At 72.8% G+C, this 16,335-nt stretch carries 16 protein-coding genes; 10 read left to right on the top strand and 6 right to left on the bottom strand.

Annotated features, from left to right (window positions below):
* The first annotated feature begins 35 nt into the window (after positions 1 to 35).
* The 6 genes from cobM to cobC are packed head-to-tail and all read left to right on the top strand — an operon-like array spanning position 36 to position 6,383.
* A complete protein-coding gene (gene cobM, locus ACGFRF_RS18290) occupies positions 36 to 854 on the top strand; it encodes a precorrin-4 C(11)-methyltransferase (protein WP_393741009.1) in 819 nt (272 codons plus the stop codon).
* Positions 851 to 2,125, top strand: coding sequence for a precorrin-6y C5,15-methyltransferase (decarboxylating) subunit CbiE (cbiE, locus tag ACGFRF_RS18295; protein WP_393741011.1), 1,275 nt, complete (start codon positions 851 to 853; stop codon positions 2,123 to 2,125). The genes cobM and cbiE overlap by 4 nt, the downstream gene beginning before the upstream one ends.
* Positions 2,122 to 3,816 (top strand): precorrin-3B C(17)-methyltransferase, encoded by a 1,695-nt coding sequence (cobJ, locus tag ACGFRF_RS18300; protein ID WP_393741013.1) that lies wholly within the window; start codon positions 2,122 to 2,124, stop codon positions 3,814 to 3,816. The genes cbiE and cobJ overlap by 4 nt, the downstream gene beginning before the upstream one ends.
* Entirely contained in the window at positions 3,813 to 4,400 is a 588-nt protein-coding gene (locus ACGFRF_RS18305; RefSeq protein ID WP_393741015.1) for a precorrin-8X methylmutase, read from the top strand. Before cobJ ends, ACGFRF_RS18305 begins: the two co-directional genes overlap by 4 nt.
* Entirely contained in the window at positions 4,397 to 5,329 is a 933-nt protein-coding gene (locus ACGFRF_RS18310) for a sirohydrochlorin chelatase (protein WP_393741017.1), read from the top strand. Before ACGFRF_RS18305 ends, ACGFRF_RS18310 begins: the two co-directional genes overlap by 4 nt.
* Positions 5,319 to 6,383 carry an Rv2231c family pyridoxal phosphate-dependent protein CobC gene (gene cobC, locus ACGFRF_RS18315; RefSeq protein ID WP_393741019.1) on the top strand — a complete coding sequence of 355 codons (1,065 nt, stop codon included), beginning with the start codon at positions 5,319 to 5,321 and terminating at the stop codon, positions 6,381 to 6,383. Before ACGFRF_RS18310 ends, cobC begins: the two co-directional genes overlap by 11 nt.
* Before the next feature lie 211 nt (positions 6,384 to 6,594).
* Here cobC and ACGFRF_RS18320 read toward each other — a convergent pair whose 3' ends face one another.
* The gene (locus ACGFRF_RS18320) at positions 6,595 to 7,431 is read right to left on the bottom strand and encodes a helix-turn-helix domain-containing protein (protein WP_393741021.1); all 837 of its coding nucleotides are present in this window, start codon (positions 7,429 to 7,431) and stop codon (positions 6,595 to 6,597) included.
* Positions 7,432 to 7,544: 113 nt separating this feature from the next.
* Here ACGFRF_RS18320 and ACGFRF_RS18325 point away from each other — a divergent pair, with 113 nt between their 5' ends.
* Entirely contained in the window at positions 7,545 to 8,138 is a 594-nt protein-coding gene (locus ACGFRF_RS18325) for an NADPH-dependent FMN reductase (protein ID WP_393741023.1), read from the top strand.
* A gap of 148 nt (positions 8,139 to 8,286) precedes the next feature.
* Here ACGFRF_RS18325 and ACGFRF_RS18330 read toward each other — a convergent pair whose 3' ends face one another.
* The 5 genes from ACGFRF_RS18330 to ACGFRF_RS18350 form a co-directional block, all read right to left on the bottom strand.
* Entirely contained in the window at positions 8,287 to 9,195 is a 909-nt protein-coding gene (locus ACGFRF_RS18330) for an SCO1860 family LAETG-anchored protein (protein ID WP_393741025.1), read from the bottom strand.
* 145 nt (positions 9,196 to 9,340) lie between these two features.
* A complete protein-coding gene (locus tag ACGFRF_RS18335; RefSeq protein ID WP_393741027.1) occupies positions 9,341 to 10,432 on the bottom strand; it encodes an amidohydrolase family protein in 1,092 nt (363 codons plus the stop codon).
* Positions 10,433 to 10,450: 18 nt separating this feature from the next.
* Positions 10,451 to 11,245 carry an amino acid ABC transporter ATP-binding protein gene (locus ACGFRF_RS18340; RefSeq protein ID WP_393741029.1) on the bottom strand — a complete coding sequence of 265 codons (795 nt, stop codon included), beginning with the start codon at positions 11,243 to 11,245 and terminating at the stop codon, positions 10,451 to 10,453.
* Positions 11,242 to 12,075 carry an amino acid ABC transporter permease gene (locus ACGFRF_RS18345; protein WP_393741031.1) on the bottom strand — a complete coding sequence of 278 codons (834 nt, stop codon included), beginning with the start codon at positions 12,073 to 12,075 and terminating at the stop codon, positions 11,242 to 11,244. The genes ACGFRF_RS18340 and ACGFRF_RS18345 overlap by 4 nt, the downstream gene beginning before the upstream one ends.
* On the bottom strand, positions 12,072 to 12,920 hold the full coding sequence (locus tag ACGFRF_RS18350) for a transporter substrate-binding domain-containing protein (RefSeq protein ID WP_393741033.1): 849 nt from the start codon (positions 12,918 to 12,920) through the stop codon (positions 12,072 to 12,074). The genes ACGFRF_RS18345 and ACGFRF_RS18350 overlap by 4 nt, the downstream gene beginning before the upstream one ends.
* A 138-nt stretch (positions 12,921 to 13,058) precedes the next feature.
* Between ACGFRF_RS18350 and ACGFRF_RS18355 the strand changes: the two genes are divergently transcribed.
* The 3 genes from ACGFRF_RS18355 (at position 13,059) to ectB (ending at position 16,311) form a co-directional block, all read left to right on the top strand.
* On the top strand, positions 13,059 to 14,159 hold the full coding sequence (locus ACGFRF_RS18355) for a pyridoxal-phosphate-dependent aminotransferase family protein (RefSeq protein WP_393741035.1): 1,101 nt from the start codon (positions 13,059 to 13,061) through the stop codon (positions 14,157 to 14,159).
* A 348-nt stretch (positions 14,160 to 14,507) separates the two neighbouring features.
* On the top strand, positions 14,508 to 15,026 hold the full coding sequence (gene ectA / locus ACGFRF_RS18360; RefSeq protein WP_393741037.1) for a diaminobutyrate acetyltransferase: 519 nt from the start codon (positions 14,508 to 14,510) through the stop codon (positions 15,024 to 15,026).
* A 13-nt stretch (positions 15,027 to 15,039) separates the two neighbouring features.
* On the top strand, positions 15,040 to 16,311 hold the full coding sequence (ectB, locus tag ACGFRF_RS18365) for a diaminobutyrate--2-oxoglutarate transaminase (protein ID WP_393741039.1): 1,272 nt from the start codon (positions 15,040 to 15,042) through the stop codon (positions 16,309 to 16,311).
* The last annotated feature ends 24 nt before the right edge of the window (positions 16,312 to 16,335 follow it).

The raw sequence follows: 16,335 nt of genomic DNA on the forward strand, positions 1-16,335 counted from the left end.
TCCGAGTTGCGTTCCCGTACGAGAGGACCCTTCCCATGGCCGATGCCCCCACCGGCAAGGTGACGTTCGTCGGTGCCGGCCCCGGCGCCGCCGATCTGCTGACGTTCCGTGCCGCGCGCGCGATCGCCGAGGCGGACGTGGTGATCTGGGCGGCCAGCCTGGTCCAGGCGGAGGTCCTCGAGCACGCGCGCGAGGACGCGGAGATCCTGGACTCGGCGGCCATGTCCCTGGAGGACGTCGTCGCCGTCTACCGGCGTGCCCACGCCGAGGGACTGCAGGTCGCCCGCATCCACTCCGGCGACCCTGCGTTGTGGGGCGGCACCCAGGAGCAGCTGGACCGGTGCGCGGAGATGGGGATCGCGACGGAGGTCGTGCCCGGGGTGTCGTCGTTCTCGGCGGTGGCCGCGCTCGCCCGGCGCGAGCTGACGATCCCCGAGGTCGCGCAGTCCGTCGTGCTGACCCGTCTGGGCGGCGGCAAGACGCCGATGCCGCCCGGTGAGGAGGTCCGCGAGTTCGCCCGGCACGGCACGACCATGGCGATCTTCCTGTCGGCGGCGCGCAGCGGGCAGCTGGTGCGGGAGCTGCTGGAGGGCGGCTACCCGACCAGCACCCCGGTGGTCGTCGCCTACCAGGCGACCTGGCCGGAGGAGCTGATCGCGAAGTGCACGATCGGCACGCTGGAGGAGACGGTGAAGGAGCACAAGCTCTGGAAGCACACGCTCTTCCTGGTCGGCCCGGCGCTGGACGCGCACGGCACCCGCTCGCACCTGTACCACCCGGGGCACTTCCACGGGTACCGCAAGGCCGACCCGGAGGCCCGGCGGGCGCTGCGCGAGCGAGGGGCGAACAGTTGATCACGGTCGTCGGCGCGGGGACGGGGGCGCCCGTCCCGGACGGCGTGCTCGCCGGGGCCGCGCTGGTGGTCGGCGGGCGCCGTCATCTGGACGCCGTACGGCTGCCCGAGGGCGCCGAGCCGGTGGTGCTCGGTCCGCTGGCGCCCGCCCTGGACAGGGTCGCGGAGTACGTCGGCAAGGAGTTGCCGGTGGTCGTGCTGGCCTCCGGGGACCCCGGGTTCTTCGGGATCGTGCGGGCGCTGGCCGAGCGCTTCGGTGCCGGGCTGCTGGACGTGCGGCCGGGAGTGTCCTCGGTGGCCGCGGCGTTCGCGCGGATCGGGCTGCCCTGGGACGACGCGGTCGTGGTCAGCGCGCACGGCCGGGATCCGCGGACGGCGGTGAACGTCTGCCGGGCGCACCCCAAGGTGGCCGTCCTCACCGGGCCGGGGGCCGGACCCGCCGAGCTGGGCGCCGCCCTCGCCGGGCCGTGGGCCGGACCCGCCGAGCCGGGCGGCGGGCTGCCCGGTGGGCGTGTCCTCGTCGTGGCGAGCGCGCTCGGTGACCCGGAGCGGGAGCGGGTGGAGCGGGTGACGCCCGCCGAGGCGGCGGCCCGGGACTGGGGCACCGCGGTGAGCGTGGTGCTGTGCCTGGACTTGGCGCGGACGCCGGGTGGGGTGCGTACGGTCGCCGGGGTTCCGGCGCGGCCGGAGCGGTGGGCGCTGGACGAGGGAGAGTTCGCGCACCGGGACTCGATGATCACCAAGTTCGAGGTGCGGGCGCTGGCCCTGGCCCGGCTGGGGCCGCGCCCGGGCGACCTGGTCTGGGACGTGGGTGCCGGCTCGGGTTCGGTGGCGGTGGAGTGCGCCCGGCTCGGCGCGGCCGTGGTCGCCGTCGAGAAGACCCCGGACGGGGTGGAGCGCGTCCGCGCCAACGCGCGGGCCCACGGCGTCGACGTGGCCGTGGTGCGGGGGGAGGCACCGGCCGCGCTCGGCCCGCTCGACGACCCGGACTCCGTGTTCATCGGCGGCGGGGGGCGTGAGCTGCCCGCGATCGTCGGCGCGTGCGCGCGGCGGGCGCGGCGGACCGTGGTCGTCGCCATGGCCGCGCTGGACCGGGTGCCGGCGGCGCGCGAGGCGCTCACGGCCGCCGGGTTCGGCTGCGACGGGGTGCTGCTGCAGTCGTCGCGACTGGCGCCGCTGCCGGGGGACGTGACCCGGCTGGCGGCCACCAATCCTGTGTTTCTGCTCTGGGGTGTCAGAACCCCGGAGCCTAGTGAAGGAGTTGCCCTGTGATCGGCCTCATTTCCGCCACCGCGGCGGGGGCGGCGGCGCGGGACCGGCTGGCCGCGGCGTGGCCGGACCGTACCCGGGTGTACGAGGGTCCCGTCGGGGAGGCCGTGCGGGCCGCGTTCGCGGAGTGCGAGCAGCTGGTGTGCTTCCTGGCGACGGGGGCGGTGGTACGGCTGCTCGCGCCGCTGCTCGGCGACAAGACGGCCGACCCGGGTGTGGTGTGCGTGGACGAGGGCGGCCGGTTCGCGGTCTCGCTGGTCGGCGGGCACGGCGGTGGCGCCAACGACCTCGCCCGCGAGGTCGGGGAGGTGCTCGGTGCGGAGCCCGTGGTGACGACCGCGACGGACTGCGCCGGACTGCCGGGCCTGGACACGCTCGGGCTGCCGTACGAGGGTTCGGTCGCCGTGGTCTCGCGCGCCCTGCTGGACGGCGAACCGGTTGTGCTGGACGCGGAGGTGCCGTGGCCGCTGCCGCCGCTGCCGGCCTCGGCCGAGGGCTCGTACCGGATCCGGCTCACCGACCGGGCCGTGGAACCGGGCGAGCGTGAGGTGCTGCTCAGGCCGCCCTCCCTGGTGGTCGGGGTCGGCGCGTCCAGGGGCGCGCCGGCCGAGGAGGTCCTCGGGCTGATCGACGAGGCGCTGCGCGAGGCGGGGCTCTCGCAGCGGTCCGTGGCCGAACTGGCCACCGTGGACGCCAAGGCGGAGGAGCCCGGCATCGTCGCGGCCGCCGCCCGGCTCGGGGTGCCCCTGGTGACGTACTCGGCCGAGGAGCTGGCGGCCGTCGAGGTGCCCAACCCGTCCGACGCCCCTCTCGCGGCCGTCGGCACCCCGTCGGTCGCGGAGGCGGCGGCGCTGGTCCGCGGCGGTGAACTCCTCGTCCCCAAGCGGAAGTCGGCTGCACAGCCCGCCATGGCGACCTGCGCCGTCGTACGGCGTCCGGGGCGCGGGCGGCTCGCGGTCGTCGGACTCGGGCCCGGCGCGCGGGACCTGCTCACCCCGCGGGCGGCGGCCGAGCTGCGGCGCGCCTCGGTGCTGGTCGGGCTCGACCAGTACGTGGACCAGATCCGCGATCTGCTGCGGCCGGGCACCCGGGTGCTGGAGTCGGGGCTCGGCGCGGAGGAGCAACGGGCGCGTACGGCCGTCGCGGAGGCCCGGCGCGGGCACGCGGTGGCGTTGATCGGCAGCGGGGACGCGGGTGTGTACGCCATGGCCTCGCCGGCGCTCGCCGAGGCCTCCGACGACATCGACGTGGTCGGGGTGCCCGGGGTGACGGCCGCGCTGGCCGCCGCGGCGATCCTGGGCGCGCCGCTGGGCCACGACCATGTGTCCATCAGCCTGTCCGATCTGCACACGCCGTGGGAGGTCATCGAGCGCCGGGTGCGGGCGGCGGCCGAGGCGGACCTCGTGGTGACCTTCTACAACCCCCGGTCGCGGGGCCGTGACTGGCAGCTGCCCAAGGCGCTCGGCATCCTCGCCGAGCACCGGGAGCCGGCCACGCCGGTCGGTGTCGTCCGCAACGCCTCGCGGTCGGACGAGTCCGGCCGGGTCACCACCCTCGCCGCTCTGGACCCGGCGACGGTCGACATGATGACGGTCGTGACCGTGGGCAACACCGCGACCCGCAACGTCGCGGGGCGCATGGTGACCCCGCGCGGCTACCGCTGGCAGGACACCCCTCAGGAGGGCGCCAAGTGAACCGAGTGGTCCACCCGATCGAGCAGGAGTCCTACCGCCGGCTGCGCGCCCGCCTGGACACCTCGCACTTCCCGCCGCTGACCCGGGCGGTGGTGGAGCGGGTCATCCACTCCGCCGCCGACCTGGAGTACGCGACCGATCTCGTCATGGACGAGGGCGAGTTGGCGAAGGCGCACGCCGCGCTGCACGCCGGGGCGCCCGTGGTCGTCGACGTCGAGATGGTGGCCGCCGGGATCACCCGCCGTGAGACCGTCTGCCGGCTGAAGGACGCCGTGGCCGGTCCGGGGCTGACCCGTTCGGCGCACGCGATACGGCTCGCGTACCAGCAGGTGGGCCCGGGCGCCCTCTGGGTGATCGGCAATGCTCCGACCGCCCTGGAGGAGCTGCTGACCCTGGACGCCTCCCCCGCACTCGTCATCGGCCTGCCCGTCGGCTTCGTCGGCGCGGCCGAGTCCAAGGCCGCGTTGCGGGACAGCGGGCTGCCCGCCGTGAGCAACGTGTCCGAGAAGGGCGGCTCGGCGGTCGCCGCCGCCGCGCTCAACGCCCTGCTGTACCACCCCACTTCGGCTGAGGAGACCTCGTGACCACCCCGCCCGCCCTGCTCATCGCCGGCCACGGCACCCGTGACGACGCCGGAGCCGAGGCGTTCCGCGCCTTCGTACGGGAACTGGGGCGCCGCCGGCCCGACCTGCCCGTCGCGGGCGGCTTCATCGAGCTGTCCCCGCCACCGCTGGGCGAGGCCGTCACCGAGCTGGTCGAGCAGGGCGTACGCCGGTTCGCGGCCGTGCCGCTGATGCTGGTGTCCGCCGGGCACGCCAAGGGCGACATCCCGGCGGCGCTGGCCCGCGAGAAGGAACGGCACCCGGGCGTCTCGTACACCTACGGCCGCCCGCTCGGCCCGCATCCGGCGCTGCTGAGCGTCCTGGAGCGGCGGCTGGACGAGGCGCTCGGTTCCGCGGGGCGCGGCCCCGGGGACCGGTCGGACGTCACCGTGCTGCTGGTGGGCCGGGGTTCGACGGACCCGGACGCCAACGCCGAGGTGCACAAGGCGGCGCGGCTGCTGTGGGAGGGCCGTGGGTACGCCGGTGTGGAGACGGCGTTCGTGTCGCTGGCGGCGCCGGACGTGCCGAGCGGCCTGGACCGGTGCGCGAAGCTGGGGGCGCGGCGGATCGTCGTCCTGCCCTACTTCCTGTTCACCGGCATCCTGCCGGACCGGGTGCGGCAGCAGACCGAGGGCTGGGCGGCCGCGCACCCGGAGATCGACGTACGGTCGGCCGACGTCATCGGGCCCGAGCCGGAGCTGCTGGACCTGGTGCTGGAGCGGTACGAGGAAGCCGTCAGGGGTGATCTGCGCATGAACTGCGACTCCTGCGTGTACCGGATCGCGCTGCCGGGCTTCGAGGACAAGGTGGGGCTGCCGCAGCAGCCGCACTTCCATCCGGACGACGACGGCCACCACCACGGGCACGGGCACCACCATCACGGGGGGCACTCGCACAGCCATGCGCACTGAGGACACCGGGGGCGCCGGGCCCGACCTTCGTCATCACGGGGACGCCGAGGTGCGCGACGACGGGGCCGCGCTGGTCGACCTCGCCGTCAACGTCCGTGCCGACACGCCTCCGCCGTGGCTGCGCGAGGAGATCGCCGCCTCGCTGTCGTCCCTCGCGGCCTACCCGGACGGGCGGGCGGCGCGGGCGGCGGTGGCGGCGCGGCACGGGCTGCCGGTGGAGCGGGTGCTGCTGACGGCGGGCGCGGCGGAGGCGTTCGTGCTCCTCGCCCGCGCACTGAAGGTCCGTCATCCGGTCGTGGTGCACCCGCAGTTCACCGAGCCGGAGGCCGCGCTGCGGGACGCCGGGCACACGGTGGACCGGGTGCTGCTGCGGGCGGAGGACGGCTTCCGGCTGGATCCGGCGGCGGTACCGCAGCACGCGGACCTGGTGATCGTCGGGAATCCGACGAACCCGACGTCGGTGCTGCATCCGGCCCACGTGCTCGCCGAACTCGCCCGCCCCGGTCGGGTGCTGGTGGTCGACGAGGCGTTCATGGACGCGGTGCCGGGTGAGCGGGAGGCGCTGGCCGGGCGGACCGACGTGCCCGGTCTCGTCGTGCTGCGCAGCCTGACCAAGACGTGGGGGCTGGCGGGGCTGCGCATCGGGTACGTGCTGGCCGGCCCCGAGATCATCGCCGCGCTGGAGCGGGCCCAGCCGTTGTGGCCGGTGTCGACGCCCGCGCTGGCCGCGGCACAGGCGTGTGTGGCGCCACGGGCGCTGGCGGAGGCGGGGCACGCGGCGCATCGCATCGCCGGGGACCGGGCCCACCTGGTCGCGGGGCTGGCCGCGCTCGCCGGTCGTGGCGTACGGGTGGTGCAGCCGGCGGAGGGACCGTTCGTGCTCGTCGGCATGCCGGGTGCCGCCGCTGTACGACGGCGATTGCGCGACCTCGGCTACGCCGTGCGCCGTGGGGACACGTTTCCGGGGCTCGGTGCGCAGTGGGTGCGGGTCGCGGTGCGGGACCGGGGCACGGTGGACGGATTCCTCCGGGCGCTGTCGGCCGCACTGCCGTGACGGTCTGACCCACCACCCACCCGGGCCGGTCCGCCGGGCAGGCCGCCTTCCGAACCCGCCCGGGACGGGTGCCCGCGCTGCGTGGTGTCCGGCGGGCCTTCCCAGGTCACCGGGTCGTCCTCGCGCAGCCGCCGGGCCTCACCACCGCCGAGCAGGACGCCTTGCGGACCCGCCCCGGACGGTCCGCCGGGCAGGTCGCCTTCCGGGCTTGCTACGAGATCGCCCGGAGCCGGCCCCTCCGGTGGTCACGGAGTTCGTCGATGGCTTCGGCCGTCCGGTCGTCGGCCGGGAGGAGGACCACGAGTTGCTGGGCGTCGGCCGGGATGTCCAGCAGCTCGCGGTGCAGGCGGAGTTCGGGGCCCGCCGGGTGGTTGAGCCGGAGAACGCCCCGGCGCGGCACCACATGGCGGTTCAGCCGGCGGGTGAGGTCGGGGCCGGCCGTGGGGGCGAGTTCCGCGGTGAGCCACTCGGAGTTCTCGATGGACGGTCCGAGCCACAGGTCGAAGGCCTGCTCGTCGGCGATCTCGTCCCAGTCGGCGAAGAACGTCCGCGCTCGGGGGTCCGTGAAGACGTACCGCGTGAGGTTCGGGGCGTCGCCGTCGAGCAGTCCGCTGCCGCCGGTCAGCGTCTCGTAGCCGCTGGTGTGGGCGAGGAGGTCGCCGAGCCGGTTCGTCACCACGGCGATGCCCGGCTCCAGCAGGCGGAGCGTGTGCAGGACCTGGGGCCGGACGTCTCGCTGGGGCGGGGCCGGCCTGGTGCGGGCGATGCACTCGCCGCCGGTGATCTTCGCGAGGTAGCGCACGTGGTTGCGTTCCGCGGCGTCGAGACTGAGCGCGTCGGCGAGGGCGTTCACCACGGCCACCGAAGGGTTGCGGTCCCTGCCCTGCTCGATGCGGGTGAGGTATTCGACGCTGATACCCGCCCGCGCGGCGAGGTCCAGCCGGCGCAGGCCCGGTGAGCGGCGGCGGCCGCGCTCCGGCAGGCCCAGCGTCTCCGGTTGGATACTGTCGCGCTTGGCCCGGATGAAGTCCCCCAGCGGTGTGCCCATGGGGTGAGGATAGGCCGGTGCCCCGCGGCGTGCGGAGTGCTCAGCGTGGCCCTGCGGGGGCCAGCCTGAGCCCGGCCTGGTTGCCCGGCGCCGGACGCCCGATCGTGGTCGGCATGGAGAAGACGAACAAGTTGCTGATCATTGTGGGAAGCGTCCGGGAAGGCCGGTTCGGGCCGGTCGTGGGCTCATGGGTGGCCGAACAGGCCCGGCTGCACGGCGGGTTCGAGGTGGACGTCGTCGACCTGGCCGAGGTCGACATCCCGCTGGCGCTGCCGGCGGCCTCGCCGAAGTACGCCGGTGACGACTATCCGCGTCCGGCGGGGATGGCGCGGCTGACCTCGGCCCTGGCGGAAGCCGATGCGTTCGTCGTCGTCACACCCGAGTACAACCACAGCTACCCCGCCTCGCTGAAGGCGGCCATCGACTGGCACTTCACCCAGTGGACGGCCAAGCCCGTCGCCTTCGTCAGCTACGGTGGCGCGGCGGGCGGCCGGCACGCCGTGCTGCACCTGGAGAACGTGCTGACGGAGCTGCACGCGGTGACCGTCCGGGACGGTCTGGCCTTCCCGAACTACTTCACGGCGTGGCAGGACGGCCGGCCGCTCGACGCCGGGGCCCCCGGGTACGCCAAGACCCTGCTCGAGCAGTTGTCCTGGTGGGCGAGCACGCTCCGGGCGGGCCGAGCGGCCGCTCCGTACCCGGGATGACGGCGGCCGTGCGGGCGCCGGGCACCGGGCCGGGCAGCCGGTGTCCGGTCGAGGGCCGCCGGTACGCCGCCGTCACCGGCCACCGGCCACCGGCCACCGGGGACGGCGGTGCCGCACCACCGCCCCGGCCGCGAGCGCGGATCCGGCGTCAGCCCTTCCGGCGTCGTGCCACCGTCACCACTCCCCCGCCGACCAGCAGCAGCGCCAGCGCGCCGCCCGCGATGTACGGGGTGGCCGAGCTGCCGCCTGTCTCGGCGAGGTCGGCCTGGGCCGGGGCGCCCTGCGGACGGACGTCGGCGGCCGGATCGTGGCTCGGCACGGGCCGCTCGGTGGGCGGGGCCATCGGGGACTCGCAGGTGGCCTTGGCCAGGGTGACGGTGCCCTCCACGTCGGCCACGTTGAGCTTCAACGGGTTGATGGAGATCTTGAGTTCGAGGGCGGTCGCGGCGGCCGTGCGGGTCGTGGTGCGCCGCTGGGCGAGGTCGAGACGGACCTCGCCGACGCCGGGCACCTTCACCTCGGTCGGGCCGCCGGCGGTCAGCGTGACGCGCTTGCCGAGGACGGTGACGGCGCCGAGGACGTTCGCGGCGGCGACCGGTGCCTTGCCGACCTCGCAGGTCGCCTTGGCGGTGACCGTGTCGGCCTCGATCAGGGACAGCAGGGGCAGGCCGGGGACGTGCAGCCTGGCGTGGACCAGCCGGACCGAGCCCTCGGCACGCCGGTCGGTGACCGTGGCCCGGGACTGGGCGACATCGGCACCGAGCACGGTGAAGGGCTTGCCGCCGGCCACACCGTCGAGCCGGGCGGACAGCGCGGTCCTGTCGGCGCTCTGCGGTGCCTGCACCTCGTTGAGGGAGACCGCGAGCGGGACGTCCACGGTCTTGTCGAGCAGGGACACGTCGAGCCCGGTGCGCAGGACGACGGCGGAGGCGCGGCCGTGGTCACCGGTCGCGTGCGCGGCGCCCGCGCCCAGGACCGCGGGTGCCGCGGTGAGGGCGGTGACCGTCGCCACGGCGGCGAGACGGCGTGCGGACATGCGGAAGTTGTTGCTGTTCAAGGCGGTGGGACCCCCCCAGACGGAACAGGCTTGGGACCCGTCAACCTTGTACGCACTGTGGGTGAACGGTCAGCGATCCAGGGTCACTTCACTCAAACGTGAAGATTCCGCACGCCTCTTCGAATCACCGGGCACAGGCGTTCCCTTACTCGACCACGATCCCGTTCAGCACCACCCGGCGCGGCGCCGCCAGCACCCGTACGTCCACCCGTGGATCGCCCTCGTAGACCACCAGGTCGGCCGGCGCCCCCTCCTCCAGGCCGGGCCGGCCCAGCCAGGCGCGGGCGCCCCAGCTCGTCGCGGACACCGCCTGCACCGGCGGGATGCCGGCGGTCACCAGTTCCGCCACCTCCGCCGCGACCAGGCCGTGGGCCAGTGTGCCGCCGGCGTCCGTGCCGACGTAGACGGGGATGCCGGCGTCGTAGGCGCCACGCACGGTGTCGTAGCGGCGCTCGTGCAGCCGGCGCATGTGGGCGGACCAGCGGGGGTACCGGGAGTCGCCGCCGGCCGCGAGCCGCGGGAAGGTGGCGATGTTGACGAGGGTCGGGACGATGGCGACGCCCCGCTCGGCGAACAGCGGGATCAGGTCCTCGGTGAGGCCCGTGGCGTGCTCGATGCAGTCGATGCCCGCCTCGACCAGGTCGCGCAGGGAGCTCTCGGCGAAGCAGTGCGCGGTGACGCGGGCGCCGAGCCGGTGGGCCTCGGCGATGGCCGCCTCCACCGCCTCGCGGGGCCAGCAGGGGGACAGGTCGCCGAGGTCGCGGTCGATCCAGTCGCCGACCAGCTTGACCCAGCCGTCGCCGCGCCGGGCCTCCTGGGCGACGTGGGCGACCAGGTCCTCCGGTTCGATCTCCCAGGCGTAGTTGCGGATGTAGCGGCGGGTGCGGGCGATGTGCCGGCCGGCCCGGATGATCTTCGGGAGGTCCTCGCGGTCGTCGACCCAGCGGGTGTCCGAGGGCGAGCCCGCGTCGCGGAGCAGCAGGGTGCCCGCCTCCCGGTCGGTGAGCGCCTGCTTCTCGGCGGTGGCCGCGTCGACCGGGCCCTCGGCGCCGAGGCCGACGTGACAGTGCGCGTCGACCAGGCCGGGCAGCGCCCAGCCCTCGACGGTGGTGATGTCGCGGGCGCCGGCGGGGCGGTCGTAGGAGATCCGCCCCCCGACCACCCACAGCTCGTCCCGGACGTCCTCGGGCCCGGTCAGGACCCGGCCCTTCACGTGCAGCACCGCGCCATCGCTCATGCACCGCACCTTAACGACCTACGGCTCGTCCTTCCCCACCTGGTCGGAGGTCTCCTCCTCGACCTCGGCCATCGCCGGGTCGAGCAGGCGGGAGAGGAAGTGCCGGGTGCGTTCGTGCTGCGGGTCGCCGATGACCTGGCCGGGGCGGCCGTCCTCGACGATCACGCCGCCGTCCATGAAGACGACCCGGTCGGCGACCTCGCGGGCGAAGGTCATCTCGTGCGTGACGACCATCATCGTCATGCCCTCCTCGGCGAGCCTGCGCATCACCGCGAGGACGTCCCCGACCAGCTCCGGGTCGAGCGCGGAGGTCGGCTCGTCGAAGAGCATCACCTCGGGGCCCATGGCGAGGGCGCGGGCGATGGCCACGCGCTGCTGCTGTCCGCCGGAGAGGGAGGACGGGTAGGCGTCCGCCTTCTCCGAGAGGCCGACGCGGGCGAGGTTCTCGGCGGCGGTCCTCGCGGCCGTCGCCTTGTCCCGCCCGAGGACCCGGCGCTGGGGCAGCGTGAGGTTCTCGGTGACGTTCAGGTGCGGGAAGAGGTTGAACTGCTGGAAGACCATGCCGATGCGGCGGCGCACGGCGTCGATGTCGACGTCGGGGTCGGTGATCTCGGTCCCGCCGACGAAGACCTGGCCCTTGGTGGGCTCCTCCAGCAGGTTCACGCAGCGCAGCAGGGTCGACTTGCCGGAGCCGGAGGGGCCGATGACACAGACGACCTCGCCCTGGCCGATCTCCAGGTCGATGCCGCGCAGCACCTCGTTGTCGCCGAAGGACTTGTGCAGTCCGCGTACTTCGATCTCCGGGCGGCTCACCGGATCGCCTCCTGGGCCTTGGACTCCATACGGCGGACGACATAGCTCAGCGGGATCGTGACCAGCAGGTAGCACAGGCCCGCGACCAGGATCGGCGTGGAGTTGGCGGTCGTACTGGCCAGGTCGCGGCCGAACTTGGACAGTTCCCGCTCCTCCAGGGTGACGCCGAGGAACAGCACCAGCGAGGAGTCCTTGAAGAGCAGGACGAGTTCGTTGGTGAGCGGCGGCAGGATGATCCGGAAGGCCTGCGGGATGATGATCGAGATCATGGCCTTCGCGGGCGAGAAGCCGAGCGAACGGGCGGCCTCGGTCTGCCCCTTGGGCACGGCCTGGATGCCGGCGCGGATGGTCTCCGCCATGTAGGCGGCCGAGACCAGGCCGAGCGCGATGGCGACCTTGCCGTACGTCCCGCCCGGGATCTCCGTGCCCGGGAACGCGAGCGGGACGGCCACGCCGACGAAGATGAAGATCAGCAGGGCGGGCAGGCCGCGGAAGATCTCGATGTAGACGCTCGCCAACCAGCGGTACGGGCCTACGGAGGACAGCCGCATCAGCGCGACGACCATGCCGAGCACGAGGCCGACGACGAAGCCGGACAGCGTGTACAGCACGGTGTTCTTGAGCGCCAGCGTGATGACGTCCGGGAACATCTGCTTCGCGATGTCGGCCTGGGCGAACTGGTTCTGCAGCCGGCCCCAGTCCGCCGCGACCGCGAAGGCGATCACGGCGGCGACGAAGACGGTGTACTGCACACCTCGGGAGAGGCTGCGCTTCTGACGCCGGGTCAGTCCCTTTTTCCTCGGCTGGAGTCGTGCGTCCGTATCGGTCATGAGGCCGAGGGAGACGCGACAGTGGCGTTGTACGGGCCGATCCACTGCTCGTAGATCTTCTTGTAGGTGCCGTCGGCCTTGGCGTCCTTGAGTGCCTTGTTGATGGCGTCGAGCAGCGCCTTGTTGCCCTTCTTCACGGTGAAGCCGTACTGCTCACCGGTCTTGAGGTTGTCGACGACCTTGAACTTGTCCGCGTTGGCCTTGTCCTTCAGCCAGCCCTGGACGACCGGGTAGTCGATGACGACGGCCTGGACCTGGCCGGTGCGCAGGCCGTTGAGGACGGCGTCGGAGGACTCGAAGGAGATCGGGTCGTAGCCCTTGCCCTTGACGTAGTCCTCGCCGGTGGTCTGCGCCTGGGCGCCGAGCTTCTTGCCCTTGGCCTTGACGTCGGCGAGGGAATCGACACCGCTGTTCTTGTCGACCAGGACGGCCTGGGTGGCCTCGAAGTACGGGTCGGAGAAGTCGACGTTCTTCTTGCGCTCGGCGGTGATGGTCATGCCGGCGGCGGCCAGGTCGCACTGGCCGGAGTTCAGGAAGGCGCCGGTCTTGAAGTTCTCGAACGGCGTGTCGAGGATCTGCTGCTTGACGCCGAGGTCGTCCGCGACGAGGTCGATGAGGGAGACGTCGAAGCCCTGCACCTTGCCGTCGATCTCCGACTGGAACGGCGGGTACGGCAGGTGGGTGCAGGTGGTCAGCTGACCGGCCTTGGCGAGGTGGACGCCCTTGACGGTGGTCTTGCCGCTCCCCGAGTCGCTGGAGGAGCAGCCGGCCGCGACGAGCACGAGTGCGGCGGTCGCGGTGGTGGCGGCCAGGAGGCGGGTCCGGCGCCCGACGAGCGTTTTCATGGGGAGATCTCCAGTGGGGGAACAGTGGGTTCCGATTATAAGGAAGTGTTTGAGTCTCTCAAATCAAACCGATGGCCAGGGAGCCCTTCGACCTAAGATCGATGGAGTCGACCCTCCGAGAGCGAAGAGAGCACCGCCGTGACCCACCCCTTCCTCGACCTGCCCCCGCTGAGTGCCGAGCGCTTCGCCGCCATCGAGGACGGCGTGGCCCGGTTGCTGGACACCCGGCAGGACGTCCTGATCACGCAGGGCGAGGCGCTGCTGCCGCTGGAGGGCGCCATCCGCGCGGCGGCCGGTCCGGGCACGGTGGCCCTGAACGTGATCACCGGGCCGTACGGGCAGACCTTCGGCAACTGGCTGCGGGACTCCGGGGCGACCGTGTACGACATCTCCGTCCCCTTCCACACGGCGGTGACCGCCGAGCAGATCCGGGAGGCGTTCGCCGAGCACCCGGAGATCGACTTCGTGTCGCTGGTGCACGCGGAGGCGGCGACCGGCAACACCAATCCGGTCGCGGAGATCGGCGAGGTGGTGCGGGAGCAGGGCGCGCTGTTCTACCTGGACGCGGTCGCCTCGGTGGGCGCCGAGCCGGTGCTGCCGGACGCGTGGGGCGTGGACCTGTGCGTGATCGGGGCGCAGAAGGCGATGGGCGGCCCGGCCGGTGTGTCGGCGATCTCGGTGAGCGAGCGGGCGTGGGCCCGGATGGCGGCGAACCCGAACGCGCCGCGCCGCTCCTACCTCTCCCTGCTCGACTGGAAGGAGCGCTGGATCGACGCCGGCCGCACGGTGCTGCCGCACGCCCCCGCACAGCTGGAGATGCTGGCGTTGGAGGCGTGCCTGGAGCGCATCGAGTCGGCCGGCCTGGAGACGGTGATGGACCGGCACCGGCGCGCCGCGCTGGCCGCGCGGGCGGGTGCGGTGGCGCTGGGCGGCGGGCTGGAGCCTTATGTGCACGAGGCCGCGGACGCCGCGCCGGTGGCCACGACCCTGCGGGTGCCGTCGGGGGTGGTGGCCTCCGAGCTGGTGGCGCGGGCCCTGGCGGGCGACCCGGCGTTGCCGCTGGCCGCCGGTGGGGGTGCGCTGGCCAAGGAGATGATCCGGGTCAACCACTACGGGGCCGACGCCACACCGGGTGCGGTGCGGGGGTCCCTGGCGGCACTGGGCGCCGCGCTGACCGAAGCGGGCGTGGCCGTGGACGTGGCGGCGGCCGGCCGGGCGGTGGACGCCGCCTGGCGTTAGGTGGCCGGGGGCTGCGCCCCCCGTATTTCCTCCCGGCACGACGGACCCGCCGACATTCTGCGTGAACGAATCGACGGAACCACGGGAATACGAATTCAATTTAGTTTCACAATTCCCGCCAATTCTTCGGACGATAGCTTCCCGTCTTCTTCTGCCCGCTTTTTGCAAAGCTAAACGGGGAAGTTTTCCGGCACGTTTCCGGCGGTTTCCGTGCTGTGACAGACCCCACACCAGAATACTTTTGTCCGAATATGGTGTGGGGCAATTCAGGCATTTCGCATAGCCCACTGCGCAGCACAGCGACGGCGCCCGTGCATTTCCGAATTCGCCTCGCTAAATTCGTGCCGCATGACTGCCGCACCAGCAGACCTGCTCATCGACCGACCGGCGATGACCGACGGAGCCGCGCTCTGGCGTCTCGCCAAGGACTCGAAAACCCTCGACCTGAACTCCTCGTACAGCTATCTGCTGTGGTGTCGGGACTTCGCCGGCACCTCCGCGGTGGCGCGCGGTGCGGGCGGGGAGCCGGTCGGATTCGTCACCGGCTACGTGCGGCCGGACCGCCCGCGCACCCTGCTCGTCTGGCAGGTGGCGGTGGACGTCGCCCACCGCGGCCTCGGCGTCGCCGCGACGCTGCTGGACGGGCTGACCGCACGGCTCACCGCGGAGCGCGGCATCACCGACGTCGAGACGACCATCACCCCCGGCAACACCGCCTCCGAGCGCCTGTTCACCTCGTTCGCCGCCCGGCACGGCGCGCGGGTCACGCGTGAGGTGCTGTTCCCCGCCGACCTGTTCCCGGACGGCCCGCACGACCCGGAAGTCCTGTACCGCATCGGCCCGCTGACCGACTTCACCGCCCACTGAGGAGCGATTCACCGTGACCATCACCCAGCCCGACCTCAGCGTCTTCGAGACCCTCGAGTCCGAGGTGCGCAGCTACTGCCGCGGCTGGCCCACCGTCTTCGACCGCGCGCAGGGCAGCCGGATGTACGACGAGGACGGACACGCGTACCTCGACTTCTTCGCCGGTGCCGGCTCACTCAACTACGGCCACAACAATCCCGTACTGAAACGGGCGTTGATCGACTACCTGTCACGGGACGGGGTCACCCACGGCCTGGACATGTCGACCACGGCCAAGCGGTCCTTCCTGCAGGCCTTCCAGGACCTGGTGCTGCGCCCGCGCGACCTGCCGTACAAGGTCATGTTCCCGGGGCCGACGGGCACCAACGCCGTGGAGTCGGCGCTGAAGCTGGCCCGGAAGGTGAAGGGCCGGGAGGCGATCGTGTCGTTCACGAACGCCTTCCACGGGATGTCCCTGGGCTCCCTCGCCGTCACCGGCAACGCCTTCAAGCGGGCCGGCGCCGGCATCCCGCTGGTGCACGGCACCCCGATGCCGTTCGACAACTACTTCGACGGCACGGTCCCGGACTTCCTGTGGTTCGAGCGGCTGCTGGAGGACCAGGGCTCCGGCCTCAACAAGCCGGCCGCCGTCATCGTGGAGACCGTGCAGGGCGAGGGCGGCATCAACGTCGCCCGGCCCGAATGGCTGCGCGCGCTCAAGGAGTTGTGCGAGCGGCAGGACATGCTGCTGATCGTCGACGACATCCAGATGGGCTGCGGTCGCACGGGCGCCTTCTTCTCCTTCGAGGAGGCGGGGATCACCCCGGACATCGTCACCGTGTCCAAGTCGATCAGCGGGTACGGGCTGCCGATGTCGTTGTGCCTGTTCAAGCCCGAGCTGGACGTCTGGGAGCCCGGCGAGCACAACGGCACCTTCCGCGGCAACAACCCCGCGTTCGTCACGGCCACCGCGGCCCTGGAGACGTACTGGACCGACGGCTCGGCCATGGAGAAGCAGACGCGCACCCGCGGCGAGCAGGTCGAGCAGGCCCTGATCTCCATCACCGAGGAGAACCTGGCCGATGTGCGGGAGTACCGCGGACGCGGGCTCGTGTGGGGCCTGGAGTTCCACGCGAAGGACCGGGCCTCGAAGGTCGCCCGGCGCGCCTTCGAGCTGGGGCTGCTCATCGAGACGTCCGGCCCGGAGGGCGAGGTCGTCAAGCTGCTGCCCGCCCTGACCGTCACCCCCGACGAGCTGGACGAGGGCCTGAGCGTCCTCGCGCGGGCCGTCCGCGAGACCGTCTGACCAGTTCCCTACTGCCAGGAGGAA

This window comes from Streptomyces sp. NPDC048521 (genome assembly GCF_043199855.1).
Lineage (GTDB): Bacteria > Actinomycetota > Actinomycetes > Streptomycetales > Streptomycetaceae > Streptomyces.

Coding starts and splice junctions, on each gene's coding strand:
- cobM (WP_393741009.1), top strand. CDS start 36: ATGGCCGATGCCCCCACCGGCAAGGTGACGTTCGTCGGTGCCGGCCCC.
- ACGFRF_RS18320 (WP_393741021.1), bottom strand. CDS start 7,431: ATGGGCACACCGCTGGGGGACTTCATCCGGGCCAAGCGCGACAGTATC.
- ACGFRF_RS18335 (WP_393741027.1), bottom strand. CDS start 10,432: ATGAGCGATGGCGCGGTGCTGCACGTGAAGGGCCGGGTCCTGACCGGG.
- ACGFRF_RS18345 (WP_393741031.1), bottom strand. CDS start 12,075: ATGACCGATACGGACGCACGACTCCAGCCGAGGAAAAAGGGACTGACC.
- ectA (WP_393741037.1), top strand. CDS start 14,508: ATGACTGCCGCACCAGCAGACCTGCTCATCGACCGACCGGCGATGACC.
- ACGFRF_RS18350 (WP_393741033.1), bottom strand. CDS start 12,920: ATGAAAACGCTCGTCGGGCGCCGGACCCGCCTCCTGGCCGCCACCACC.
- cobC (WP_393741019.1), top strand. CDS start 5,319: ATGCGCACTGAGGACACCGGGGGCGCCGGGCCCGACCTTCGTCATCAC.
- ACGFRF_RS18325 (WP_393741023.1), top strand. CDS start 7,545: ATGGAGAAGACGAACAAGTTGCTGATCATTGTGGGAAGCGTCCGGGAA.